Consider the following 23997-nt stretch of genomic DNA (forward strand, 5'->3'; position numbering starts at 1 on the left):
ATGCGCCGTGGCTGGCTGATCGCCAATGCCCTGTGGCTTCAGGCCGGCTGGTGGCTGTGCGTGCTCGGGGCGCGATGGCCCTGGTTGTTGCTGGTGGTGCCGCCGGTCATGGTGGCGCATGTATTCCTGTGCCGGGATCGCGCTGGCGAATCCCGGGCGCTACTGCGCGTAACGCTGGCCGGTTGCCTGCTGGATAGCCTGCTCGGCGCGCTTGGCGTGTTCGCTTTCGACAGCCGTCCTCTACCCATGTGGCTGGCGATGCTGTGGCTGGTGCTGGCCAGCGGCCTGCGCCACAGCCTGGCCTGGGCCGGCTGGCCGTTCTGGCGCGGGGCGCTGTTCGGCGCGTTGGGCGGACCACTGGCCTACCTGGCCGGCGCCCGGCTGGCGCAGGTCGACCTGCCGTTGGGCACCGTCACCACCGCCCTGCTGCTGGCGCCGATCTGGGCGCTGCTGTTGCCCTCGCTGGTACGCCTGGCAACGTGGCGCTGAGCGGCCACAGGACCATGAACCATTTACCCGTCCATTGCGGTAGAGTGTCAGCCGGTACTCCATCCGCAACAGGATGGATACCAAGGTTTATTCCCCAACGTCGTGACCTAAAGGACTAGCAATGGCGATTCGAATAGACATGATGGTCGGGCCGGGAGAAGAAGAACGCGCAGCCATCCTCAAGCCCTTGCGGGCTCACAACACTTCCCGTGCAGGCGATCCTAAGCCGGAGAGCATCGCTCTGCTGGTGCGTGACGAGGTTACCGACGAGATCATCGGCGGGCTTCATGGGGAGATTTTTTATCGCTGGTTCTTTATCGAATTGCTCGCCATACCTGAACAGACCAGAGGTCAAGGCACTGGCTCACGCCTGATCCGCATGGCGGAGGATGTCGCGCGTGAGAGGGGCTGTGTCGGCCTCTGGCTCGACACGTTCGATTTCCAGGCCCCTGAGTTCTACAAGCGACATGGGTTCACCGAGTTCGGGCATCTCGACGATTTCCCTCCAGGCCACAAGCGTTTTTTCCTTCGCAAACACATCGATTGAAGAAGTCTGCGCCCTATGTTTTCCCCCATTCTATTGACGACGGCATGGGCCATTGATAGTCAGGCAAGACAATGTCCTTCAACTCCCACAGAAGAAAACTACTGGATGAAAACCAGCCCTTCTCGCATCGTGCCTCGCACGCGCGTTCATGCGCCCTGCTGGTGGCGCAGAAGTTCGACATGAAGCGCGATGATCTTATCCAGCAGCTGGAGCGCGAAACCGGCATCGACCTGCACAAGCCGCAGTCATCCGCTGAACTGCGGGCCGCCCTGGAGGCACTGGAAAAATTACGCCTGGGTCGATAAGCACCCGGCTCATCGATTGTCCTAATGCCCTGCGTGCAATGCTAATTTCAATCGTCCCTGGTTAACCCTCTAGACTGCCGGCTCACCACCCCAGGAGCCCACACGATGCATGGCGAAACCTCGATTGAAAAACTCCTCCAGTCCATGAAACCCGTACTCAATGACGGTGAGTATGTCTTTGCCACGGTCACCGACGCCTCACAACTACAAGACCTGAACATTGTCAGCAGCTTCAGGGAGCGCGAAGGCTGGACGGTCATCCTGGAGCGAAAGGTCGCGGACGCGATGCAACTGCCCTACACCTACGTGTGCGCCTGGATCACCCTGACCGTCCACTCCTCCCTCGAAGCCGTGGGCCTGACCGCCGCGTTCGCCACCGCGCTGGGCAAGGCCGGCATCAGTTGCAACGTGGTGGCGGCCTATTACCATGACCACATCTTTGTCGGTGTGGATGAGGCCCAGAGCGCCATGGCCGTATTGAGGGCACTTTCAAGCAGCGCCAACCAAGCCTGAGCGATTGGCGCTGCCAGAACCAACGCGGTGCCCCGTTCCAACCAGGGCAGATTCACTCTGCGCCGGACAGCCCCAACCCAGCGCTCACCGCCTCCTGCCCCTCGTCACCTACATGGGGAATCAGCGCGCTGGCCTCCAGGTCCGACATCAGCTCGGTGAGCATCTGCCGCTGGTTCTCGGTGATCGGCGGCGGCACGTACCAGGCGGCCACGTTCAGGCCCTCGCGCTTGTAGCTGAAGGTGCGCAGCAGTTGACCATCCTTGTAGACTTGGCCGGTGAGGTTGTGCACATAGCTGTAGGGCATCGGGAAGGTCAGCAACGTCAACGCGTTGAGCGCCACCAGCACCCCTGCCCCTTTGCCCGGTGGCTGAGTGATGACCAGGCCATAGCCTTTGCGGGGCACCCCATGGTCGACGAAGGAAAACGCACCGGACGACCTGACCGCCGCGGTCAGCTCGTTGCGCTCCTGGATGTCGAAGCGCGTGTAACCGTCCGGCATCACCACCAGGCTCATCGGCACATAGGGTTTTTCAGCGTGGTAGCCCAGCGGCTTCATCGATGGGTTGCAGCCGCCCAGCGCCAGCAGTCCCGCAGCGGCCAGCCCCAACGTGCACAGGCGATTCATCGCTGCGCCTGCGGCGCATTGCCCGCCAGGCTCGCGGCCTGCATGTCACGGGCGAAGGCGCGGGCGACGCGGCGGATGTTTTCCTGGCGCTCGGGAATACCGAGATCGAGCAGCCAAGCGTACTTGGCCATGTAGTTTTCATAGTGGTAGCGATTTAGCACCTTGCCATCACGCATCACGGTGAAGTCGGCCTTGGTGTCCATGTCGCTCTGCAACGGCAGCAGGAACAAGGTGGCGGCACTGAGGAACAGCAACGGCATGGGCGCGACCTTGCGCTGGGCATCCAGCTTGACCATCACCTGAGTCTGCCCTTCTGCGGCGCTGCCGCTTTCGACGCTGCTGAATACTCCGCTTTCTCGCAGGTAGTTGCGCAATTCGTAACTGTGCTCGAGCGAATCGACCATCACCGTGATCGGCGGCAGGTAATCCAGGCCGTCCCTGATCTGCGGGTCGGGGAGGGTCTGGGTGCCGGCGCAGCCGCCCAGCAACAGACCTGCGGTGAGAAGCAGGGACTTTTTCATTGCTTGGACTCCTGGTTGCCTGGCTTATCATCCGCCGAGCCGGCCACGGGCAGCGTCGTCACGAAAGGAAACGCCGGCGCCATGTTCAGATTCAACGCCTGCAAGGTCGGCAAACCAGGATTCTGACGCCGCGCAATCACTTCATCCCTTGGCTGCTGGTCGCCATGGAAGAACATGCAGGCCGAAGTTTCAAGGCAGCGCGAGCGGAACTCGCCGATGTAATACGCCTTGCCCGCCTCCAGGTGCATGGGCACCAGGAATTGCTCCCGCGCCTGGAGGGTGCTGTAGGCGCCGTTGAAGCCCGTCCAGAAGAACTGGAAATCGTAGAATTCGTAGTCGCCGGGCTTGAGCGGCATGACGAAGACGCTGGCCTCGCCAGGGAGCGCGTTCTTGTCGTTGCCGCGTACCTCTTCGATGTCCTTCGGGGTATGTTCCACCTCGGCATGGCCCCACCAGGCCGCCGCGCCGTATTGCGAGCCGCGCTTGCGCAACAGGATCCGCTGGTTGGTGTAGGCACTGTCGCGACCTAGCGGACCGATACTGCCGACCAGGTACGCGACCGGATCGCCTGCGGCCGGTAGCAGGGGCGCAGTGACGAGGACCGGAGACTTGGCGGCGCAGCCCGTCAACAGGGCAAGGGGTAACAGACGTGCGAATGCACGGAGAAATCCAGGCATGAAAAGTCCTTGAAGGGGATCGCGTTCCATCGGTTGCCGACGGTAGGTCGAGGGGTGACTGCTGCCGGCTGTGGGGGCGCGATGATATAGCGCAGCGGGTCATCAGGCGAGTGGCAGTTATAGCTATTTGCCACACCGCGATCCAAGGGTGCTGCCTGTCAGTTTGCACGCGCCTCGCCCGCCAGCCCTTGCCAGGCGCGCAGCACCGCATAACCCCGCCAGGGGCGCCAGCCCTGCGCGGCCTGCGTAGCGGCGCTGGCACTGTTCACACCCAGAGCTTTCTGCAGTGCCACGTCTCCCGCCGGAAACGCATCGGGCCAGCGCAACGCGCGCAAGGCGATGTACTGGGCCGTCCAGTCGCCGATGCCGGGCAAGGCACGCAACTGGGCGCAGGTGGCCGCGACATCGACGCCGGGGCTCAGCACCAGGCGCCCCTCCCCCACGGCCTCGGCCAGGGCCTTGAGCGCCGCCTGGCGCTGGCGCGTGATGCCCAGTCGGCCAAGGGCGTCACCACTGGCCGCCGCCAGGGTGGCCGGTGTGGGGAACAGTCGGTCCAGCGCTGCGACTGGAGTCTGGATGGGCTCGCCAAAGGCGGTGACCAGGCGCGCGCCCAGCGTGCGTGCGGCGACCACGGTGATTTGCTGGCCGAGCACGGCGCGCACCGCCAGTTCGAAGCCATCCAGCGTACCGGGCACACGCATGCCTTCGCTGGTCGGAAAACTGGCCTGCAACACGCGGTGGATCGCCACCGGGTCGGCATCCAGATCGAACGCGGTTCGCACGCGGTTGATCAGCATGGGCAGCACGCTGGCAAGGCTGTCACTGATCGTCACCTGCGCCTGGGCGCGCTCGTCATCAAGGCTCACGCTCAGCCAGCCGCTGCACGCCTGCGAGTCCTGCACAAGGCGCAGGGTGCGCGCGTACTGCCGGCCCTCGACCCACTCCAGGCCCGGGATGGCGCGCAGGCGCAGGAAGCCCAGCATCGCTTCGATGTCATAGGGTGGGCACCAGCCCAGACAGAGGTTGGTCATGAGCGACATTCTAGTGTCCTGGACGCGTTCGAGGCGCGCTATTTTCGGACATAGGGCTCACAGGGTTGCCCCTATCCTGCAGACAACAAAAAATCCGATGCCTTGCGGCATCGGATTCTTATCGATCGTTCACCTCGGCAGGCCTCGACTGCCGGGCATCAGGCACGTCTGCCCGATGCGAGTTCGATCAGGCGCCCGTCGGTGCCTTGCGGGTGCGAGCAGGTGCCTTGGTGCCGTTGATCAGCGGCCCGTAGCGTCGGCTGAATTCCTGGTTGTAGGGCACGTGGTCCTTGTTGACCCCGTTGTCCCAGTTGACCGACCAGGTCATCAGGCCTTTGATCGACACGCCCTTGGCGTACAGACGCTTGAACGCGTTGGTCAGCGCCGTCGGGTTGACCACGTAGCCGGTGGCGGCGGCATCGACGTTGGCCGGCAGGCCGATGACGAACTTGTCGGCCGGGATCCGGGTGAAGCCGCGGGTGCCGCTGACCAGGCTTTCGGTCAGGTAGAAGAGGAAGTCCTCTTTGAGCGCATCGTTGTTCTGGGCGATCCAGGCGCCCTTGCCGTTGTTGGCCTCCTGTACCCACAGCCCGTCGCCACCCTGGTTGTAGAACTGCGGGGCGATGAAGTCGTAGTACCCCTCCAGTGCCTTGAGGTAGTCGACGTAGCGCCCGGCGCTGGTCAGGTACGGGAACTCCGGTGCCATGCTGATGATGAAATGCTTGCCCTCGGCGGCATAGTGATCCTTCACCAGCTTCAGCGCGGCGGGCAGGACGGTCTTGTTGGCGGCGAAGTCGATCGCGCTCTGTTCAAGATCGATGTCCAGCCCGTCGAAACCGTAGGTTTCCACCAGGCGGATGATTTCATTGGCCAGCGGCTGTTCGTGGCCCGGGTTCAGCGCGATGTGCGCATCGGCACCGCCCAACGACATCAGCACCGCCCTGCCCTGGCTGTTGAGCACGCCGACCTGGCGGCGGAACTCGGCATCGGACAGGTTGTAAGGCTTGAAGGTCGGGATGCCGCTGCCCTTCATGAACGCCACGGCCACCACGTTGTAGTCGCGCGGCACCTCCTCCAGGCTCATGTTGGCGAACTGCCCGCGCTGGTAGCCGTCCGCCGGGCCTGCCGGCCAGTTGTGCCAGTAGCCCATGAGGATCTTCTTGCCCTCGAGGCTGGGCATGCGCGAGGCGGCATCGTCCCGCGCGGCCTTCAGTTGGGTAAAGTCAATCTTTGACATGTTCCAATCCTTTAGAACGTGTGGAAGATCCGCGGACTTACTTGAAGTCGACGTCGAAGGCCTGGTAGAAGGCGTTGCCGGTGTTGGCGACGATCCACATCAGGACGATCACATGACGGCCCTTCTTGTTGGCCGGCAGCTTCACTTCGTGGTCGACCTTGGCCTTCAGCTCCCCGGCATGGCTGTAGTACGGCACCTGCGGGTAGAAGTCCTCGGCGAACGGTTTGTCCTCCAGCTGCGCACGGGTGATGCGCTGTTTCGGATCCCAACCGTCCTTGGTAATCAGCCAGCGGTAGCCACGGGTGGTGTGCGGCGCGGTGTAGCGCCAGGTCACCTTGAACAGCTGCCCGGGGTCGACGTTCACCAGCGGCCAGGTGAAGGCGCGGTTGAGCTTCTTGCTCATCTCCTCGTCGGTGAAGTTGACGCAGTCACGGGCGTCGGTCTTGCCGCCGCTGAGGATATAGCCGTCGGCGGGCGGGGCGACGCTTGGGTTGTCCGATTGGAACGGTGCGGGGAACGGACCGGCCGCCAGGGCCGGGAAGTTCTTGCCGCCTTCCATTTCGTCGACCTGCCAGCCGCTCAGCACACCGAGGTCGATGGCGACGGCGCCGCGGGAAGCCGGGGAAGTGACGCGGCCATGGCGGAGTGGGTTCTGGTTTTGTGGTTGGTTCATGTTCATAGCTCCATTTGATTTGAGAACTCTCCCTTTCCGAAGGAGAGGCCTTCAAACTAACGGAGCTGGATTTATTGTCCACGGCGCGATTTTGCGCACAGAAGCCGGCCGTTGGGAGGAGCCCCAATAAATACTGGACATTCATACAGTATCGCTATGTTTCTCCTACCCATCATGGAGCAAATCACCTACATGCCCAGGCGGCGCATGGCCTGAGGGGACTGTCAGCCGACCAGATAGCGGCGCCGCTTCGACCGGTAGTTAGACGGATCCAGGTGTGCAGGCAACCATTGCCCGACCTGGGGTTTGAGGTAGTTGCCGGTGCTCCCCGGCCGGGCCTGGTACTTCGCCGCCAGGTAGCGCGCGTAGTGGTGGTCGAACAGGCGCATGAACTCACCGAAGTAGATATCCGCCACCCGGGTATCGCCGTGGATCACCAGCATGTTCTCGTCGTTCTTTTCCTGGGAGGCGGCGCTGAAGTTCGCCGACCCGGTCACCACGGTGGGCTGCTCGCCCAGGGGGTCGACCAACAGGTACTTGGTATGGACGAAGTCGTTGCTGTTGAGCGGGTTGTCACGCTCCTTGAGCGCGTTGGCCAGCGGGTTGTCCTCGCCCAGGTAGCTGCCGGCGGCGAAGATCACGTCACCGTCGGTGCCAATGTCTTCGGTCTTCCTGAGCGGATCGTCCTTGATCACGTAGCGCAGCACGTCGTTCTGGGCCTGGAGCACCTTCTGGAATTCCGGGGCGATTTCGAACGCGGCGGTGAAGCACACCAGTTGCCGGGCATTGCCGGCCAGGTCCGCGTACCACTGCAAGGTCTTTTGCGCCTGGGGCGTTTCCTTGCGCTCGCGGGGGCTGAACAGCGGGTAGGTGCCCGGCTGCAGTGGCAAGGTGGGCAATGGGCTGGCCTGGGCGTTGGGCCCGAGCAGCCTGGCCGGGGTCATGTTCTGTTGCAGCCGCGTCCAGTAGTCCAGGTATTGCCGGGCGATGATGGGGTCGTGGACGACATGGCCAACGTTCGAGTGGCCGAAGATCCCGCCAGCTGAAATATTGGTCGAACCGGTCCAGACGCTGACCGGCTGGCCGTCCTTGAGCAGCACGATGAACTTGTTGTGGCGGATGCCTTCGCTGACCGTGCGCGGATGAACCCAGGCCTGCAGGCCAGCCTGCTCGATGGTGGCCAGGTTGTTCGCCTTGTACTTGCTGTACGCATCGAAGACGACCTGCACGTCGCCTTCGCGGGCGGCCTCGCGCAGGGCCTGGGCAACTGGCAGGTACTGGAACTCGTAGAACGCCGCGCGCAAGCCCATGCCCTTAGCGCCGCCACGCCCGATGAAGTCGAGCAGGGCTTCGTACAAGCCCCGCGAAAGCCATTTCATCGGTTTTGATGCCGGCGCATCGGGGTCGGGAGCAACGTTGTCGAACTCCCTGGCATAAGCCTGGGAGCCGATCACGCCGCGGTTGAAGTGGATATCGTGTCCCAAGCCCTCGCCGGCCGGCGCCAGCGTGGGTTCACAGCGCACGCGCACCGCGACGCTCCGGGCTTCGTCGATGCGCAGGTTCTTGGGTTCGCCAAACACCGGCAGCACCCTGTACTCGTAATCCCCATCGGCGGCGACGGTGTAGTCGGCCCACAGGAAACTCTGGATCGGATGCTCGCTGGTGGGCACCAGCGTGCCCGGTGGCAGCCCCTTGTCCTTGTCGGCGAAACGCTTGAGGCCGCGCAGGTAGTACTGGGTCCGCACCTTGCCGGCCGCGTCGAAGTACCGACGGTGCACGGCAAAGCCCAGCAGGTTCTGTTCGCCGACCAGAGCCTCGAGGCTCGGCGGCGTCACGAAGTCCCAGGCCAGGAACACGACATGGGTGCCGGCGATAGCCCGTACCCGCAGATAGTCGCCAGTGGCGGATGCTCGCATGGGTGCACTCCTTGCAGGCCGGTTACTGGAACGGCGTCCTGACCTTGATCGATTGACTGTCAGGGGTCCCGCCGCTCGGGCAGGAGATCGGGGCAAGCTGCTTGTCCAGGCACACCCAGAGTTCCTTCAGCCGGTTGCCCGAGCCTACCGAGACTCGCAGGCTCTGCGACGGCAGCGCGGGGTTGCGGGCCAGGAAAGCCTGCTTGATATCGCTGACCTTGGCGTCCAGCAGTTGATTGGGACCAGGGTTGCGGCCGAGCATGGCCTGGGTATCGGGACGGCGCAGCGTGTCGTACACCCGTTGGATATCGGCGAAGTAGCGCTCGGCGGACGACCAGCCACAGGTACCATGGGCCTGCCATTCGTTCTGCATCAGGTCCGGCCCCGGCATCATGCACAGGTGCTGCCTGACCAGTGGCGCCGGCAGCGAGCCGACGCTCTGGCAGTTGCGAGGATGGTCCTGGTTGGACTTGGCATAGCGGTTCTGCGGCCACAGTCCATGCACCACCCATTCGAAACGGTTGCCGGAGAAGCACTGGAAGGCATGCTTGTCCCGTTGCGCCTTGGGCTTGTTGCGCTGGGTCTCGCAGTGTTCCGGCGACCAGGACAGCACCAGCGCCAGGTAGTCGGTGGGCAGGTCCTTGTTGACATAGTCCACCGGGCGCACCGGGGCGGGCTCGACGACGTCGGGCAACGCGCAGATTTCCTCGGCGAAAATCGGCGAGGCAACGGCCAGCCAGCCCCAGAACAGCGTTCTCATCCAGGCGCAATGCCGTGGTGTTCCTTGCATGATGACCTCCTTGTCGGGTGCGACAGGCTCCGTGCCTGTCGCTCGTTCAACCCCGTCAGGTGATGGTGTAGCGCGAATATGACGATTCGTCAGTGGTGCTTTGTTGTATCGTTCGTCCTGCCGTACCACAAGGCGCCAATGAAGCGAAAAAACATGAACCGTCGTAAAAAGATCAACCAGCTGTTGAAAGCCCACGCCAAGAAGGCCAGCGCCAAGCTGGCGCCGAAAAACCGCAACACCTACATTTCCAAGGCCGACCGGCTGAAACTGGCAGCCGAAGCCAGCCTGGGCGCCGAGCAGGCCAACGCAGACAGCGCCTCCCCCACCCAGCACTGAGCCTGATGATGACAACACCTGCCGAGAAAGCGAGCGATGCGATGGACCTGACATTCAGCCACGTGGATGTGCTGGTCGCCGATCTGCAGGCCGCTTGTACCTACTACGCCCAGGTGCTGGGCGCCGAGATCTCGCGCACGCTCGTCTGGGAGCGCGGCGGCCTGCATGTGCACTACGCCATCGCCCGGATCGGTCAGGAGCGTTTCATGCTGGTGCAGCCGCTGGCGGGCAACCTCAAGGACCTGCTCGATACTCACGGCGAAGGGATGATCTACCGCCATTGCTACTCCACGCCGGACATCGAACAGGCCTATGACCAACTGACGGCCAACGGCATCCAGCCCGAGGACGAGAACGGCAAGCCGCTGGCGCGCGAACACCTGCAGTCGCCTGCCGGTGCCCGCATCATCTGGCTGCCGAAGCGTTTCGGGCATTTCTCGATCGAGATCATCGAGGCGCAGGCGCTCGAAGCGTTCATCGAAGAGGCGTTCCTGCCGCTGGCCTGAATCAGAACGCGTACTGAACGCCGACGGTCGAGGTGACCGGCGTGTCCTGGCGGATGATCGGGCTGTGGCGGACCTGGTCGGTATAGTGCGTCACATTCACGCTGGCGATGGTCGACCAGTGCGGGTCGAACCGGTGCATCCACGACAACTCGCCTGAGTAGGCATAGATGCCCTGGTCGGCCTTGAATCGATCGAAATCGGTGTTGTCGCTTTGCTGGCCGGTGACGCCGAAGTAGGCCTGGTTGTACCGAGCCTGCCCCGCATGGGCGTTGACGCCCAGGGTCACCGTGTCGGCGTCGTTGTGGTGCAGCGTGCTCAGCAGGCCGAACTGATAGCGGTTGCCGCGCTTGTAGCCACCGGTACGCAGCTCGGCATCGGCGGTGATCGCCAGCCAGGGCAGGACCTGCTGGGCCAGATTGATGTCGACCACCGTCGCACCGCCTACCTCGCCCATGCCTTTCAAATCGTCCGAGCCATTGCGGTACTTGCTGTCACCGTCGGCACGGCCGAAGTCGTAGCCAACCGAGAGGCTGGCACTGAAGCCGTTGTCGAACTGGTGCTGCACGCCCACGCCCTTGAGGCTGTCGGCGAAGAAGATGCCGCGCTGGACGGTCACCGATGGCAGCAGGTGGCCCTGGCTGCCCTTCGCGCCCATGTAGCGCGGCGCGGCATGCAGGGCGAAGCCTGCGCTGACCTGGGCCTCGTCGCCCCAGATGATGTCCGGCGCAGTCTTTTCCTGGGCACTAGCCTGGCTGCAGGCAAGCGCCGCGTTGAGGGCAAGCGAAGTGCCCAGTATCTTCCTGATGGACGTTGTTTCGAACATGATCATGACTCGCTGGATAAGGTTTTCGACACCACGGGAAACGCACCGGGATTGCCCGGCGCATTTCAACTGGCGCGCACTCTAGCGAGGGTCTGTCAACGTTCCTTCGAGCGACTATCAAGATCCCGTGAAGATGGCTGAATTTTTTAGCCGAAGGACGCCGGACGGCGCTCACAAAAGGCCTCCACCCCCTCGGCAAAGTCATCGCTGGCGCAAAGACTCACGAACACACCTCGCTCCCGGTCCAGCGCACTGGCCAGATCGCCCTCCAGGCCTGCACGCAGCAACCGCTTGGCCCCCGTCTGCGCAGCGGCGGCGGCGCCGGCAAGGCGCCTGGCCAGCGCCAGGCCGGTGGCCGGCAAGGCGTCGGCGGGCACCACCTCGACCACCAACCCGAGCGCCTGGGCCTGCTGGGCCGACAAGGGCGTGTTCAGCAACGCCAGGGCCAGGGCGCGGTGCAGCCCGAGGTGGCGCGGCAGGTGCCAACTGCCGCCGCCGTCCGGGGTGATGCCGATGGCACCGTAGGCGTAGACCAGCCGGGCGTCCTCGGCGGCCACCAGCAGGTCGCAGCCCAGCGCCAGGGACAGGCCGAAGCCGGCCACGGCGCCATTGAGCAGACCCAGCACCGGGCATGGCAGGTCTGTGAGCCCGAGCACCGCCTCGTTCACCGCGCCGACCAACTGCGCGACACCTGCGCTACGGGCGTCGGGCGAACGTTGCAGTAACTGCTGGAAGTGATGGACGTCACCGCCGACCGAGAAGTGCTCGCCCCGGCTGCGCAGCAGCACCACCTTCGGCGGCGCCAGCGCCAGGCCGCGCACGGCATCGCGCAGGGCGACGGCCATGGACAGGTCGAAGCTGTTGCGTCGCTGCGGCTGATCCAGGGTGAGAAACGCGATGCCTTCGCAACGCTCGACATGAACAGGCATGAGCATCGCTCCCCTTCACAGGACCCTTGGGTGCAAGGTGGCATCGAAATCATCCAGCGACGGGAACACCAGCGGCGCCCGCTCATCGAGCGTCAGCAGATGCTCGCGGTACTGCGCCAGGTACTGCTGGCGCGCCTGCTTGCTGATGTAGGGCACATGGAACGCCACGAACGGCGGCAACACCGACAACCCGACATAGCCCAGCACCCCGCGCTGGATCGGACGCAGCATCGCGTCAAGTTCGCCATGCACCGCATCCGGCCCGAACATGTGGCTCTGCCCACCCAGTGAGAAGCTGAGCATCGCCCGCTTGCCCTTGAGCCCGCCACGGTCGTAGATGCGCGTGCCGCCATAGCAGTAGCCTGAGACGAACACCCGGTCGATCCAGCCCTTGAGGATGGCCGGCATGCTGAACCAGTAGATGGGGAAGTTGAGGATGATCAGGTCGGCCCAGCGGATCTTGTCCAGCTCCGCGGCGATGTCCGCGGCCAGGGTGCCGTTGTTGACCGCATGGCGCTGCTCCAGGGCATAGACCAGGTAGTCGGCATTGGCGCGCTGACGGAAGTCATCGGCGCTGGCGACCGGGTTGAAGTCCATGGCATAGAGATCCGACAGCTGAACGCTGTGGCCCTGGCCCTCGAGAACCTCCACGGCCAGGCGGGCCATGGCACTGTTGAAGGACTGGGGTTCGTTGTGGGCATGGACGATCAGGACGTTCATGGCAGCTCCGCGGTGGCAGGTGGCAAGGGGTGTTCGGCCAGCAGCCGCACACCGTTGTATTTGAGGAAGAAGGTGTCGGCCTGGCGTACCACATCGCGGTAGCGCCCATTGAGCGCCATGCGCATCATGTCCAGCTGCAGTTGCTCCTGCTCGATCATGTAGTCTAGGAAACGCTGCGCATCAGCGGGGCCAATCTGGCGCAGGCCCTGCAGCCAGGCCATGTACTTCACGGTCTCGTGGTGGACGATGCGCAGCATCAGGCCTTGCAGGGGCCGCGGGACCGAGGACAGCAGCCAGGCCTTGAGCCGTGTCAGTACGCCGGGCGTGGTATCCAGCCCCCAGCGGTCGGCGGCGGCCTGGTAACGCGGTTGATTGAAGCGTTCGAGGTCGGCATAGGTCTTCCAGAATGGATGGGACGGCTGGCCTTGCAAGCGCGAAGCCATGCGCCGGACCGCCGCCAGGGCGAAGGCGCGGTTGGCCAGTTCGTGGCGAAAGCCCTTGAGAAACTTGGGTGATGGCATGGTAGGAGGTATTTCCGTTGGAGAGGGACAGTGGGCCTTCACGATTCCTGTAGTAGCGGCCTTATGCCGTGAATGAGCTGCGCAGCAGCCCCGATTCAAGGGCTGGCGATGTAGTCGAGCAATACCCGCCGCTGATCATCGTCATGCAGTTGCAAGGCAATGCCGCGCATCCAGATCGCCAGCTCGCTGCCATGCTGCTCGCCCCCTCGGGTCCCATCGCTGAACGCCGTCAGCTGACGCTCCAGATAGACCCGGTCAAGCACGCGCAGATTGGGCGTTTTCAAGTGCGCGAAGCCCTCTGCCTGAGGGCCGTGACAAGCGCCGCAGGTACCCTGGTAAAGCGCTTGCCCCTGACTAGCGGACGCAGCTGGCACAGTGCTGGAAGTACCGCCAAGCCCTGCGAAGTAGCGCGCCAGCGGTTCCTGGTCGCCATCGCCTATGGTCGTGGCGATGGCGCGCATCTGTGCGCCATGGGTGTCTGCGGCGGCATAGCCACGGCGGCCTGCCTTGAAGTCGCGCAGCTGGGTGAGCAGGTATTCGGCCTGCTGCCCGGCCAGCCGCGGCGCGCCCAGGGCGGGGTTGCCCTGGCCCTGGGCACCGTGACAGGCCACACAGGTGGTGGCCTGGGTCGGTGGCGCTTCGGCGTGGGCGGCGAAGGCCGCGGTCATGGCCAGCAGGCCAGCGTAAAGGCTTTGTTTCATCGGTCGGGGTTCCCTGATCGTCGTTCTTGTTCAGCGATGCGTTGCAGCAGGCGATTGCGCGTGGTCTCGACGTCGGCGGGCACCGCCCCGCGCCACTGCCGCACCTCGGCACCGGTGTAGGGGTTGAAATCAGCGGGCAGATGACGGGCGTCGAAACGCGCCAGCATCCAGTTGAGGACGCCGGCCAGGGCTTCGTCCGACAACCCCGACAAAGCCGAACCCGGCACCTGCACCAGGTACTCGCGCCCCCCCGGCACCCCGAGGAACTTGCCTAGTTGCCCGGGAAACGCCGGCACGTTGCGCGCCGGGTTGCCGCTGCCGTCGGGCAGGTGGCAGCCCTGGCAGTTGAGCATGTAGTCGAACTGACGGGGCTCGGTGGCCCGGGCATTGCCGGCGAGCAACAGCACCGCCAGCGTCAGCAGCCCTATCCGGCGCACGGCCATGCCCTACTCCTTGACCCCGATCACCACCGACAGCGAGCAGTGGTACGGCATGTCCGCCTGGCTGCCGGAGCACCAGTTGAGGTCGTTGGAGCTCTGCGGGCGGTACAGCGGCGTGTCGCCCTGGTCACGCTGGCACACGCAACGGCCGCAGTTGCTCTTGCCGCAGCAGTCGTTGTACGAGATGACGTAGTCCTTGCCGTCGGTGGGGTTGCGGCAGGTGCCGATCCAGGTGATGTCCGAGCGCACGGTGCCCGGAGGGCAACTGCTGGACGTGCCGCCGCAGCAGCCGCAAAGGAAACCGTCGATGGCGCAGTGACGCCAATACTCGCAACTGTTCGGATCACCCGACTCCTGCAGACCAGCGCTGGACTGGGCAAAGGCGCCGCCGCGAAACACCGGCAGCAGGGTGGTCGCCCCGGTGCCGACCAGCAAGGTGCCCAGGCCGCCAAGAAAGCCGCGGCGCGAAGTGCCGCGGGCGACACGGCGGGTCAGCAGTTGGGTGGCCTCGTCGAACCAACGGATCGTCATGGCTGCATCCCCTGTTGCGCGGCGTTGTACGCCTGGACGGTGGCATGCCCCAGGCGCCGCGCTTCCAGCAGGCTTTCCAGGTGCTCGCGGGTGTTGATCAGGCCATGGCTGGCGACGCGGCCGTGCTCATCGATCAGCACAGCGTAGGGCAGCTTGCTGATCTGGTAGGCCAGGCCCACTTCCCGCGACAGCAGGTAGGGGAACGCCTGCAAGCTGTGGGCGGCGATGAAGGCCAGGTGCTCATCCGCTTCGCCATCGCTGGCCAGCACGACCCTCAGGCGTTCCTGGCGGCGCAACGCATCGAGCACCGGCAGCAGCGTCTTGCACACCGGGCACGTCTCGGACAGGAAGAACAGCAAAGTGCCCTGCCCGCTTGCGCCGCCCAGGTTGACCGAGCCCCCGTTCAGGCTCGGCAGGGTGAACACGGGCGCCGTGTCACCGGCCTTTATCGCCTTGCCCAGGGACAGCGCCCCCACCGGCTGAATGCGCTCATGCAGCAGCCCGACCTGGCGCGCCAGCGCCCACACGGCAAGGATCAGCATCAGGATGATCGCCCAGGACAACAGGCTGGAAATGATCAGTGCATAGGTCATGGCCGTTGCCTCACAAGTGCACGGTTGGAGATCAGCTGGTTGGCCAGCAGGTACAGGGCGGCGACACAGACGAAGGCGAACACCAGGGTGCAGCCGTCGAGCCAGCTCAGCGCGCGTTCGTTCATCGGTACCAAGAGGTTGCCGGCGACCAGCGCCAGCAGCAGGTTGCGCCAGACCAGCGCCCGGGACGGCGGCTGGCGACGGCCGCCGAAGTGGCAGCCGCAGTCTTCCAGGGATGCACCCTCTCCCACGGCCGCCGCCAGCACGCCGGCATACAGCACCAGCATCACCACAGCGGGCAGCGTCGCCAACGGCCACCACAGGCTCAGCAACAAGCCGGCGGCGGCCAACACGTCCAGCACCGGCAACAGGTGCGCCCACACCGGCGCCGCGCACCAGCGGCCCAACACGCGCGCATAGCGTTGCAGCACCTCGGCAAACGCCCGGGGATCGTGCAGCTTGTGTAGCGCGGCGGCGCCGAGCAGCAGGGCCAGCCCGCCGACGCTGGCGACATGCACCAAGGGGTCATGCAGCAGTTCGACGCTCACCATGGCATCACCACATTGAGGAAACCCAGGGGAATGTCACCGACACTGCGCAGGTGCTCGCCGCTGTCAGCGTCGTACAGGTTCACACCCTGACGCAGCAACGGGGTCAGTCCGGCCTCGCCTTCTGTCAGGTAGACCCACAGGGTGAACAGGCTCGGCATCGGCACCACCCAGTCCAGGCTGTACAGCCGTGGTTGCGCGCCCTGGCTGACGCCGATGGCGGTGCTCTGCTCCTTGAGCGACAGGCGCGCCACACGCTGCTGCGTGGCCACATCGAACACCCACACCTCGGTGCCGGGCTTCTGGTAGTTCTCCGGTTTGTCCTTGTGCATCAATACGAACAGCCGCCCGCTCTGCCGATGCAAGGCCACACCATGGTTGCCGGCAATGCCCCAGCCATCGGCGCGCTCCTGGTCACTGAGCAACGACCACTGCTTGCGCGGGCGCACACCCTCGGCGCTCATGTCCAGGGCATAGGCGCGGTTGTGCTGGGAGACGAAGTACCACGTGCCGCCATCGCGCACGCCCGTGGTCAGCAGCAGGTCCTGCAATGGATCGAACGCTGGCGCGGTGCGCTCTTGCAGCGCCACCTGCCCCTGATCATCCAAGCGCAGGTGGAAGAACCCGCCATTGCCGCAGATGGCGTAGAAATCGCGAGGGCCGGCCGGGTAGATAGAGGCGCAGCCGGGGATCGGCACCTCGGTGACGAAGCGGCGGTTTTCCAGATCGACCACCGAGATCGACTGCGCCGGGGTGAAATTGAGCACCAGCAGGAAGCGCTCGTCATCGGAAAGCACGCTGAGGCCCGTGGAGATCAGCGCGGTCATGCGCTTGGCCGGGATCGCGATCTCACGCTTGGGGCTGAGGGTCCTGGCGTCGTACACCGTGACCACATCGCTGCGCTGGCCGCGCACGCCACGGCTGAAGTAGATCTCGGTGGCATACAGCTCGTCGCGGCTGTGCGCCAGCTGCAGGCCGTTGGACCAGATGCCGGTGCTCAGCTGGCCGAGGTTGCGGCCCTGGTCGTCGAACAGGTAGGCGCGGCCATCGACCATGTTGGGCGCATTGCTGCCCCAGATCCAGAACCAGTGCTGCTCGCGATGATCGCCCAGCACTTCGACACGGGCCTGCTCCGGCACGAATTCGGCCAGTGCCGAGGCGGTGCCGGCGAACAACGACAGACCACACAGCAGATGACGCAAGGAACGCTTGAACATAGGGGCTCCGCAACAGGCGATTGGCCTGGGCTTGAGTCTATCGAGGGGCATTTTCAGAGGCTTGGCGCGCGGTGACAGCTGCCTTGGCATCCGGTGCCACGCCATCGATCACGCCAGTGGCGCCGAACAACAGCAGGTGACCGGATTGCGCAGCCAGGGCGGCCAGGTTCGAGCGGTCTTCACGTTGTGCGCTGGTAAAATGCGCCACCTGCGAGTCGGAGATCGCCACCAGGCCCGAATTACCCACCAGCGCCACCCGCCCGTCATCCAGTTGCGTCACGGCGCTGATCGCCTCGCGGCTGCCACTGTCGAGCAGGCGCCAGTGGCGCCCCTGGCTGTCGCCCAGCAGCACCCGCCCACTCATCCCCGCCAGCAGCACGCGACCATCGTGCAGGCCGGTGCCGGTCCACAGCGAGCCACTGACACCGGTGTCCAGCGCCTGCCAGGACGCGCCCTGGTCAGAGGAGCGGTAGCCGTGGCCGGCCTCGCCGACGATGAACAGACTGCCGTCAGCGGCCTGGAACACCTGATTGAGGTGGAAGTCGTCGCCCTCCTCGCCGATTTGCATCGGCAGCCAGCTGACGCCGCCATCGACCGTGCGCGCCGCATAACCGTAGGCACCGACAAGCATGCCGTGGTGGGCATCGGTGAACAGCACCGACAGCAGCACGGGTTTGCCCTCCAGGCGCTGTTGCAGGGTCCAGTGCTGACCGCCGTCGAGGCTGTGCAGCAGCACCCCACCATGCCCCACCGCCCAGCCTTGTCGCTCATCGACGAAGCTCACGGCGGTCAGCAAACCATCCACCGGCACGCTGCGCGCCTGGCGCCATTGCTGGCCATCGGCGGACAACGCCACCACGCCGTGGTCGCCCACCGCGACCAGCCCTTCCCCGGCCCGCGCCACCGCCACCAGGGGCGCGTGGCGTACATCGCTCAGGGCAATGGCCGGCGCCGCAGCGACCTGCCCTGCCCATATCACCCCCAGCAACCAGGGCAACACCTGAACAGTCCTCATCCTTCAGCCCTTCTCAATGGGCGATCAGGGGCGCGCGGACCGGCCCCCGTCGCGGAACCAGTCTTTCCAGGACCACGGCCAGCGCCGGCAGCAAGGTCACCGCCATGAGCATGTTGGCCATGAACATGAAGGTCAGCAGCAGACCCATGTCGGCCTGGAATTTCAACGCCGAGAACGACCAGGTGGCCACCCCCACCGACAGCGTCAGCGCGGTGAACACCGTGGCCACGCCCACTTCGCGCAAGGCCTGCTGGAAGGCGGCGACGATGTCGCTTCCTGCTGCCAGGTGCAGTTGCAGGCGGTTGTAGATGTAGAAGGCGTAATCCACCCCGACGCCCACGGCCAGCACCATCACCGGCAAGGTGGCCACGATCAGGCCGATGTCGAGGGCCTTCATGAACCAGTAGCCGAGGAAGGTCGCCAGGGTCAGCGGCAGGCAGCAGGCAAGCATCGCCCGCCAGTCGCGGTATACCAGCCCCACCAGCAGCACGATGGTCAGGTACACGTAGAGCATCATCGGCAGCTCCGAGCCCTCCACCACCGCGTTGGTGGCGGCCTGCACCCCGGCGTTGCCGCTGGCCAGGCGCACGCTCACCCCAGGCAGCACATGGCGCTCGCGGTACTGCTCGACGGCCGCGGTTATCTGCTTGAGGGTGCTGGCCTTGTGGTCGGCCAGGTACAGGTTGACCGGCAGCACGGTGCAGTCGGCATCGAACAGGCGCAGCGCTTCGGGCACCTGGCGCACGGTTTCGCCCAGGGACAGCTCGTCGACCGGCAGTGCCGCCCATTTCGGGTTGCCTTCATTGACCCCCGAGGCCGCCAGCTTGGCCATGGCCGGCAGCGCTTGCGCCGACAGCACGCCGGGCAAGGTGCCCAGGTACCAGGTCAGGCGGTCGACATAGGCCATCACGTCATGCCGGTAGCAACCGCCCGCCGGGGTCTGCACGGCCACGGTGAACAGGTCCAGGCCCAGGGCGAAATGGCTGACCACCTGCTCCACATCCTGGTTGTAGCGCGAGTCGGCGTGCAGTTCGGGCGCCCCCGGCAGCACATGGCCAATGTGCCGGCCCTGGCTCTGCCACACCGCCAGTGCCATCAGGCCAACGCCCAGCATGGTCACCCGCAGCGCGTTGCGCGGCTCGGCGATGCGCCCAAGGCCGGTCATCAATCCTTCGCGGCGCGCACGCAGGCGCTCGACCTTGGCCACGTAGCGTCCGTCGAAACGGCAGTAGCTGGCCAGTACCGGCAGCATCACCAGGTTGGTGACGATCTTGTAGGCCACCCCTACCGACGCGGTAATGGCCAGTTCGCGAATCATCGGGATCGGCACCAGCACCAACGTCGCAAAGCCGACGAAGGCGGTGATCAGGGCCAGGGTGCCGGGAATCATCAGGCCGACGAAACTGCGCCTGGCGGCGGTCATGCCATCGGCACCGGCACAGACCTCCTTGGCGATGAAATTGACCTGCTGTACGCCGTGGGACACGCCGATGGCAAACACCAGGAACGGCACCAGGATCGCCAGCGGATCGAGGCCGAAGCCCAACAGCGTCAGGGTGCCGAACTGCCACACCACCGACACCAGCGAACACACCAGCGCCAGCGCCGTCAGGCGCCAGGAGCGGATGTACCAGTAGACCGCCAATGCCGTGAGCACAAAAGCCAGGGCGAAGAACTCGACCACGCTGCGGGCGCCGGCGCCGATATCGCCCATCTGCTTGGCGAAGCCGATGATCTGCACGTCGAAGGCGGCGTCGGCGTATCGCGCCCGTACCTGCTCCTCCAACTGACGACTGAAGGCCAGGTAATCGAGACGTTTGCCCGTCACCGGGTCCGGGTCGGCCAGCTCCGCCACCACCATGGCCCCACGCTGGTCATTGGCCACCAGGGTGCCGACGAAGCCGCCGGCCAGGGTGCGCTCACGAATGGCGGCAATGGCCCGGGCATCGAGGTTGCCGACGGTGACATCACCGCCGACCACGTCCTCGGCCTTCATGCCCTCCTCGGTGATCTGCACCGCGCGGGTGTTCGGCGTCCACAGCGAAGTGACGCTGCGCCGGTCGATGCCCGGCAGGAAGAACAGCGTCTGGGTCAGGTCGTGCAAGCGTGTCAGCGCCGCCGTGTTCCAGATATCGCCATGGCGCGCCCGCAGCACCACGATGACGCGGTTGGCGCCGAACAGCACGTCGCGGTACTGGTTGAACGTCTTGATATAGGGGTGCTGCTGCGGCAGCTGTTTGTCGAAGCCCGCCGTCATCTCCAGACGCGCGGCAAACAGGCCCATCACCAGGGTGACCACGGCCAGCAGGCCGAGGGTCGCCAGGCGGTGGCGAAAGACCAGGCGCTCGAGCGCCGAGACCAGATTAGCCAGCATGAATAGCCTCCCCACCACGCGCTCGCAAGCGCGTGGCGGCCGGATCAGAAGGAGTAGGAGATGTTGCCGCTGACGAAGTCGCGGTCGGCCATCAGGTTGTTGTCGCCCCCGCCCCAGTAGCGCACCCACTGCAGGCCGCCTTTCCAGCGGTCGCGGTGGTTGAACAGCAAGGAGGCGGTCAGCGACCTGCGCCCCTCGACGAAGGGCATGGCGTTGGGCGTGGTGCCCTTGACGTCATGGCTGAAGTCCAGTTGCGGGGTGACGGTGACGCCGCTGCCGAACAGGTTCGGGTAGTTGAGCCCGAACTCGGTGACGTAGCCCCACGAGGTACGGTCCGGCAGCGAATAGTCGGGAAGCACGTAAGGCACCCGGCCCGAGGTGTCCAACCCCGGATAGCGCGTGACCGCCACCTCCGCCAGCAGGAAGCCGTCCGAGGCGCCCAGGGCGTTGGGGATGAAGCCCAGCGGGTCGTTGCCCGAGAAGGTATAGGTGGCGTTGACGTCAGCCTGCCACTTGCGTTGCTCGACGAAGCCCTTGCTCACCCCGGTGTCGAACACGCTGTAGCGATTGTAGCTGCCGGTCAGGCCCTGCCCGAAGGCTACCGTCGGGTCGATCGCCACACTGTCGTGGGGCCGGAACGACAGCTCGCCGGCCACGGCCACCGGCCCCACCAGGGTGCTCATCGACACGCCGAACAGGTCCTTGTCCTCGCCGTAGTTGATGAAGTAATCGTCTACCACCAAGGCGTCCGGGTTGCTGCGCGCCGTGTAGCCGATGAACGGCAGTTTGTCGTGGTAGCGCTGGTAGAACAGGCCGAACTCGGTGTTGATCGACTCCGCCATCCAGCGCAGGGCCAAGCCGTACTGGCCGCCGTTACCGGGCTTGCGTTCGCCGCCATAGGGTACTGCCAGGCCGCTGGCCACCAGTTGCTCGTGGCTCAGGCCGCTGGTCAGCGGGTCGCCGCAGCGGCCGGTCGGGCTTCCGGCGCAGGTGCCGGGTTGCAGGCCTTCGACGAAACCCGTCGGGTAGTAGATCGCCCGACGCCCTTCGCCCGCGATGTCGGCGCTGGAGAAATAGGTGCCCACCGGGTCGACGTCATAGCCGTTCCACTTGAACTGGTAGTAGCCCTCCAGGTTCAGGGCGTCAGTCAGTCCCAGGCTGAACGAGGCCATCGGCGCGGGGATGAACACTTCCTTCAACTGCGTGCCCGGGGTGTGGTACTTGGGCAGGCTCAGGGCGTTGATCTGGTTGATGCCGCCGCTGACGAACAGCTCCGCGCCCCAGCTGATCACCTGGTTGCCGACCTTGACCTTGGCCGGCATATCGCCGAGGTCGAAGCTTTTCGCCAGCCACAGGTCGAGCAGGTCGAAGCGCTGGGTCGCGTCGCGCCTGGCCGGCCCCTCCAGGTCGGTGCGACGGGTGTCGTCCATTTTGAAGTCCCCCGCCCAGGCCACCCGCCCCAGGGCACTCCAGCCCTCGCCGAAACGCAGGCTCAGTTCATGGGTACCCTTGAGCACCTGGGAGAACACGTCGTGTTTGTGGTAGTTGAGGTTGCCGTCGTCGGCGTTGCTGTAGTTGATGTCGGCGTTGGCGTAGCCATTGCCGCGCTCCAGGTTGTAATAACGGCCCAGCTCGTTATGGGTGGCGGTGTTGCAACCGCCATTGTCATTGCCCAGCAAATGGCAGTCGGGCGATTGCAGGCGGCTGGCGAAACCGTAGGACAGGGTCGAGTCGACGCTGCCCGAGATCCCGTGCTCGCTACCGAATGTCACGGCCTGGCAAGGTTGCGCGCCGAGCAGCCCGAGGGCAGCCAAGGCCAGCGCCGGGCACGGTGCGGCCTTCGCCCATGCCCGCGAAGGGAGTCTGTTCATGCTGTGGTCTCCCGAGGCTCAGCGCTCGCCGCGACGGCGCAGTTCGCCCGCGTTGAACAACTTGTCACTGACCCGGCCCTGCAGGCCGGCGGTGAGGTCCAGGGCCGCGCCCTGCTGGGTGAAGCCGTCGGCGATATAACGCCGGGCGATCAGGTCGTAGCTGACGTACTCGAAGCTGGTGCAGGCCTGGATCTCGGGTGCGGCCCACAGGCTGCCCTCCTGCACCCGCCACAGGTTGCCCCTGGCGTCGTACATGTCCACGTGCAGCAGGCTCCAGCTGTCCTCGTCGAAATAGAACACGCGCTTGGCGAACGAATGGCGCTTGTCGGCCTTGACCGTGGCCTCCACCACCCACACCCGATGCTTTTCGTAGCGCTGCGCGTCACGGTCCAGGTACTGCTCGCCGATCAGCTTGTCGTAGGTATTGGCCTTGTCCACCAGACGGTAGGAGTTGTACGGCACCACCACTTCGCGCTTGCCCAGCAGCTTGAAGTCGTAGCGGTCCAGGGCGCCGGTGAACATGTTGATCTGGTCGACGAAGTACAGGTTGTCGGAGCCGGCGATCGGATTGTCGTAGGCGAAGGTCGGCGCCTGGCGCACGCGGCGTTGCCCGGGGAAGTAGATCCAGGCGTTCTGCGGCTGGTCCAGGCGCGCGTGCACCAGGTACATCTCGCCGGCGCGCGAGGACGGCGACTGGATGTCGTAGAGCAGCTTGGCTTCGATATCGCCGGTGTCCTCGGGCGTTTTGACCGCCGGGTCGTTGTAGGGGTAGTACTCGCTGGCCCACTGCCGCACCTCGGTGAGCCCGCCGGCCGCCTCGCGGCGCAGGAACGAGATCTGCGCTTTGCGGCCCTTGGCCATGTAGCGCAGCTTGTAGTTCCACAGCACCTCGATGCCGCTTTTCGGTTGCGGGAACGGCACCGCGGCCCCGGCGGCCTGCTCCAGGCGCCAGCCATCAGCGCCGATGCGGGCTTGGCCGGCAAAGTCCTGGGTACGCTTGGCCACCTCGGCGGGGATGGCGCAGCTGCGATGGGTGGGGTACACGTCCAGGCGATAGCCCGGGTAGGCCTTGATCAACGCCACCTGGCCTTCCGGCAACTGCCCCTGGTACTGGGCCACATTGCTGGCATCGATCGAGTACAGGCGCTTGTCGCCGGCATAGGGGTCGCCATGGCCCGGCGACCAGCCGGCCGGCGCCTCGGTCAGGCCGCCGGTCCATGCGGGAATGCTGCCATCGGCATTGCCGGCCCTTTCGGCCCCCGTAGGGGTAAGGTCGGCAAGGGCCGTGAGCGAAGTGGTGGTTCCGAGCAGCGCCAACAGCGCGCCGCCCAACAGGGACAGGGGGCGTGGTTTCATGAACTTTTCCTTGCGGGATTGTTGTGGTTATCGAAAGGCAGTTCGTAACGGGCAAGGGCGCGGAAAAAGGGGCCGCCAAAAGACGGCCCAACATGCGTTTCCGGCTCTGCGTGACAGACAGTATTCAATGGCGGTGGCCAGCGGCTTGGCCGCATGCGCCAGGGTGTTTGTCATCCGGTGCCAGCAGGCAAG

At 65.1% G+C, this 23997-nt stretch carries 28 protein-coding genes; 6 read left to right on the forward strand and 22 right to left on the reverse strand.

Features of this window, described 5'->3' with window-relative positions; genetic code table 11:
* The 4 genes from AC25M7_RS04715 (at window position 1) to AC25M7_RS04730 (ending at window position 1854) form a co-directional block, all read left to right on the forward strand.
* The gene (locus tag AC25M7_RS04715) at window positions 1-489 is read left to right on the forward strand and encodes a DUF2878 domain-containing protein (protein ID WP_207852656.1); all 489 of its coding nucleotides are present in this window, start codon (window positions 1-3) and stop codon (window positions 487-489) included.
* Window positions 490-610: 121 nt separating this feature from the next.
* Window positions 611-1036, forward strand: coding sequence for a GNAT family N-acetyltransferase (locus AC25M7_RS04720; RefSeq protein WP_088852137.1), 426 nt, complete (start codon window positions 611-613; stop codon window positions 1034-1036).
* A gap of 71 nt (window positions 1037-1107) precedes the next feature.
* Entirely contained in the window at window positions 1108-1341 is a 234-nt protein-coding gene (locus tag AC25M7_RS04725) for a hypothetical protein (RefSeq protein WP_088852138.1), read from the forward strand.
* Window positions 1342-1446: 105 nt separating this feature from the next.
* Window positions 1447-1854: an ACT domain-containing protein gene (locus AC25M7_RS04730; protein ID WP_247284396.1), complete on the forward strand. Its 408-nt coding sequence runs from the start codon at window positions 1447-1449 to the stop codon at window positions 1852-1854.
* 52 nt (window positions 1855-1906) lie between these two features.
* Here the strand turns inward: AC25M7_RS04730 and AC25M7_RS04735 are convergent, their stop codons facing one another.
* The 8 genes from AC25M7_RS04735 to AC25M7_RS04770 form a co-directional block, all read right to left on the reverse strand.
* The gene (locus tag AC25M7_RS04735) at window positions 1907-2479 is read right to left on the reverse strand and encodes a hypothetical protein (protein WP_486970780.1); all 573 of its coding nucleotides are present in this window, start codon (window positions 2477-2479) and stop codon (window positions 1907-1909) included.
* Window positions 2476-3000, reverse strand: coding sequence for a hypothetical protein (locus tag AC25M7_RS04740; protein ID WP_028689292.1), 525 nt, complete (start codon window positions 2998-3000; stop codon window positions 2476-2478). The genes AC25M7_RS04735 and AC25M7_RS04740 overlap by 4 nt, the downstream gene beginning before the upstream one ends.
* Window positions 2997-3677, reverse strand: a complete 681-nt coding sequence (locus AC25M7_RS04745; protein ID WP_486970781.1) for a hypothetical protein — start codon at window positions 3675-3677, stop codon at window positions 2997-2999. Before AC25M7_RS04745 ends, AC25M7_RS04740 begins: the two co-directional genes overlap by 4 nt.
* Window positions 3678-3835: 158 nt before the next feature.
* Entirely contained in the window at window positions 3836-4708 is an 873-nt protein-coding gene (locus AC25M7_RS04750; RefSeq protein WP_236179403.1) for an AlkA N-terminal domain-containing protein, read from the reverse strand.
* A gap of 187 nt (window positions 4709-4895) precedes the next feature.
* The gene (locus AC25M7_RS04755; protein ID WP_069017789.1) at window positions 4896-5945 is read right to left on the reverse strand and encodes a chitinase; all 1050 of its coding nucleotides are present in this window, start codon (window positions 5943-5945) and stop codon (window positions 4896-4898) included.
* Between the two features lie 37 nt (window positions 5946-5982).
* The gene (locus AC25M7_RS04760) at window positions 5983-6618 is read right to left on the reverse strand and encodes a lytic polysaccharide monooxygenase auxiliary activity family 9 protein (protein ID WP_028689290.1); all 636 of its coding nucleotides are present in this window, start codon (window positions 6616-6618) and stop codon (window positions 5983-5985) included.
* A 224-nt stretch (window positions 6619-6842) separates the two neighbouring features.
* Window positions 6843-8534 (reverse strand): phospholipase D-like domain-containing protein, encoded by a 1692-nt coding sequence (locus tag AC25M7_RS04765; RefSeq protein ID WP_062364435.1) that lies wholly within the window; start codon window positions 8532-8534, stop codon window positions 6843-6845.
* Window positions 8535-8556: 22 nt separating this feature from the next.
* Window positions 8557-9324: a ribonuclease T2 family protein gene (locus AC25M7_RS04770; protein ID WP_486970782.1), complete on the reverse strand. Its 768-nt coding sequence runs from the start codon at window positions 9322-9324 to the stop codon at window positions 8557-8559.
* Window positions 9325-9477: 153 nt separating this feature from the next.
* Here AC25M7_RS04770 and AC25M7_RS04775 point away from each other — a divergent pair, with 153 nt between their 5' ends.
* Both AC25M7_RS04775 and AC25M7_RS04780 read left to right on the forward strand, forming a co-directional pair.
* Window positions 9478-9660, forward strand: coding sequence for a DUF2986 domain-containing protein (locus AC25M7_RS04775; RefSeq protein WP_028689287.1), 183 nt, complete (start codon window positions 9478-9480; stop codon window positions 9658-9660).
* 41 nt (window positions 9661-9701) lie between these two features.
* Window positions 9702-10166 carry a VOC family protein gene (locus AC25M7_RS04780; RefSeq protein WP_028689286.1) on the forward strand — a complete coding sequence of 155 codons (465 nt, stop codon included), beginning with the start codon at window positions 9702-9704 and terminating at the stop codon, window positions 10164-10166.
* Between the two features lies 1 nt (window position 10167).
* Here the strand turns inward: AC25M7_RS04780 and AC25M7_RS04785 are convergent, their stop codons facing one another.
* The 14 genes from AC25M7_RS04785 to AC25M7_RS04850 all read right to left on the reverse strand — a co-directional run bounded on the left by AC25M7_RS04785 (window position 10168) and on the right by AC25M7_RS04850 (window position 23805).
* A complete protein-coding gene (locus AC25M7_RS04785; protein ID WP_028689285.1) occupies window positions 10168-10989 on the reverse strand; it encodes a MipA/OmpV family protein in 822 nt (273 codons plus the stop codon).
* A 146-nt stretch (window positions 10990-11135) separates the two neighbouring features.
* Window positions 11136-11918 (reverse strand): enoyl-CoA hydratase/isomerase family protein, encoded by a 783-nt coding sequence (locus AC25M7_RS04790; RefSeq protein WP_028689284.1) that lies wholly within the window; start codon window positions 11916-11918, stop codon window positions 11136-11138.
* A 15-nt stretch (window positions 11919-11933) separates the two neighbouring features.
* Complete coding sequence (locus tag AC25M7_RS04795; protein ID WP_028689283.1) at window positions 11934-12638, reverse strand: NAD(P)H-dependent oxidoreductase; 705 nt, start codon at window positions 12636-12638, stop codon at window positions 11934-11936.
* Window positions 12635-13159, reverse strand: coding sequence for a hypothetical protein (locus tag AC25M7_RS04800; RefSeq protein ID WP_051555628.1), 525 nt, complete (start codon window positions 13157-13159; stop codon window positions 12635-12637). Before AC25M7_RS04800 ends, AC25M7_RS04795 begins: the two co-directional genes overlap by 4 nt.
* 95 nt (window positions 13160-13254) lie before the next feature.
* Window positions 13255-13860 (reverse strand): c-type cytochrome, encoded by a 606-nt coding sequence (locus tag AC25M7_RS04805; RefSeq protein WP_028689282.1) that lies wholly within the window; start codon window positions 13858-13860, stop codon window positions 13255-13257.
* A complete protein-coding gene (locus tag AC25M7_RS04810) occupies window positions 13857-14303 on the reverse strand; it encodes a hypothetical protein (protein WP_028689281.1) in 447 nt (148 codons plus the stop codon). Before AC25M7_RS04810 ends, AC25M7_RS04805 begins: the two co-directional genes overlap by 4 nt.
* Window positions 14304-14306: 3 nt before the next feature.
* On the reverse strand, window positions 14307-14831 hold the full coding sequence (locus AC25M7_RS04815) for a methylamine dehydrogenase light chain (RefSeq protein ID WP_028689280.1): 525 nt from the start codon (window positions 14829-14831) through the stop codon (window positions 14307-14309).
* Window positions 14828-15424, reverse strand: a complete 597-nt coding sequence (gene mauD / locus AC25M7_RS04820; protein ID WP_486970783.1) for a methylamine dehydrogenase accessory protein MauD — start codon at window positions 15422-15424, stop codon at window positions 14828-14830. Before mauD ends, AC25M7_RS04815 begins: the two co-directional genes overlap by 4 nt.
* A complete protein-coding gene (locus AC25M7_RS04825) occupies window positions 15421-15975 on the reverse strand; it encodes a MauE/DoxX family redox-associated membrane protein (protein ID WP_062364443.1) in 555 nt (184 codons plus the stop codon). The genes mauD and AC25M7_RS04825 overlap by 4 nt, the downstream gene beginning before the upstream one ends.
* Complete coding sequence (locus AC25M7_RS04830) at window positions 15969-17189, reverse strand: amine dehydrogenase large subunit (RefSeq protein ID WP_232108738.1); 1221 nt, start codon at window positions 17187-17189, stop codon at window positions 15969-15971. The genes AC25M7_RS04825 and AC25M7_RS04830 overlap by 7 nt, the downstream gene beginning before the upstream one ends.
* Window positions 17190-17226: 37 nt before the next feature.
* Window positions 17227-18189, reverse strand: a complete 963-nt coding sequence (locus tag AC25M7_RS04835; RefSeq protein WP_486970784.1) for a WD40/YVTN/BNR-like repeat-containing protein — start codon at window positions 18187-18189, stop codon at window positions 17227-17229.
* Between the two features lie 28 nt (window positions 18190-18217).
* Window positions 18218-20578: an efflux RND transporter permease subunit gene (locus AC25M7_RS04840; protein WP_486970785.1), complete on the reverse strand. Its 2361-nt coding sequence runs from the start codon at window positions 20576-20578 to the stop codon at window positions 18218-18220.
* A 44-nt stretch (window positions 20579-20622) separates the two neighbouring features.
* Window positions 20623-22449, reverse strand: coding sequence for a DUF1302 domain-containing protein (locus tag AC25M7_RS04845; RefSeq protein WP_207852668.1), 1827 nt, complete (start codon window positions 22447-22449; stop codon window positions 20623-20625).
* Window positions 22450-22467: 18 nt separating this feature from the next.
* Window positions 22468-23805 carry a DUF1329 domain-containing protein gene (locus tag AC25M7_RS04850; protein WP_028689275.1) on the reverse strand — a complete coding sequence of 446 codons (1338 nt, stop codon included), beginning with the start codon at window positions 23803-23805 and terminating at the stop codon, window positions 22468-22470.
* Window positions 23806-23997: the final 192 nt, after the last annotated feature.

This window comes from Pseudomonas sp. P106(2024), assembly GCF_057480815.1.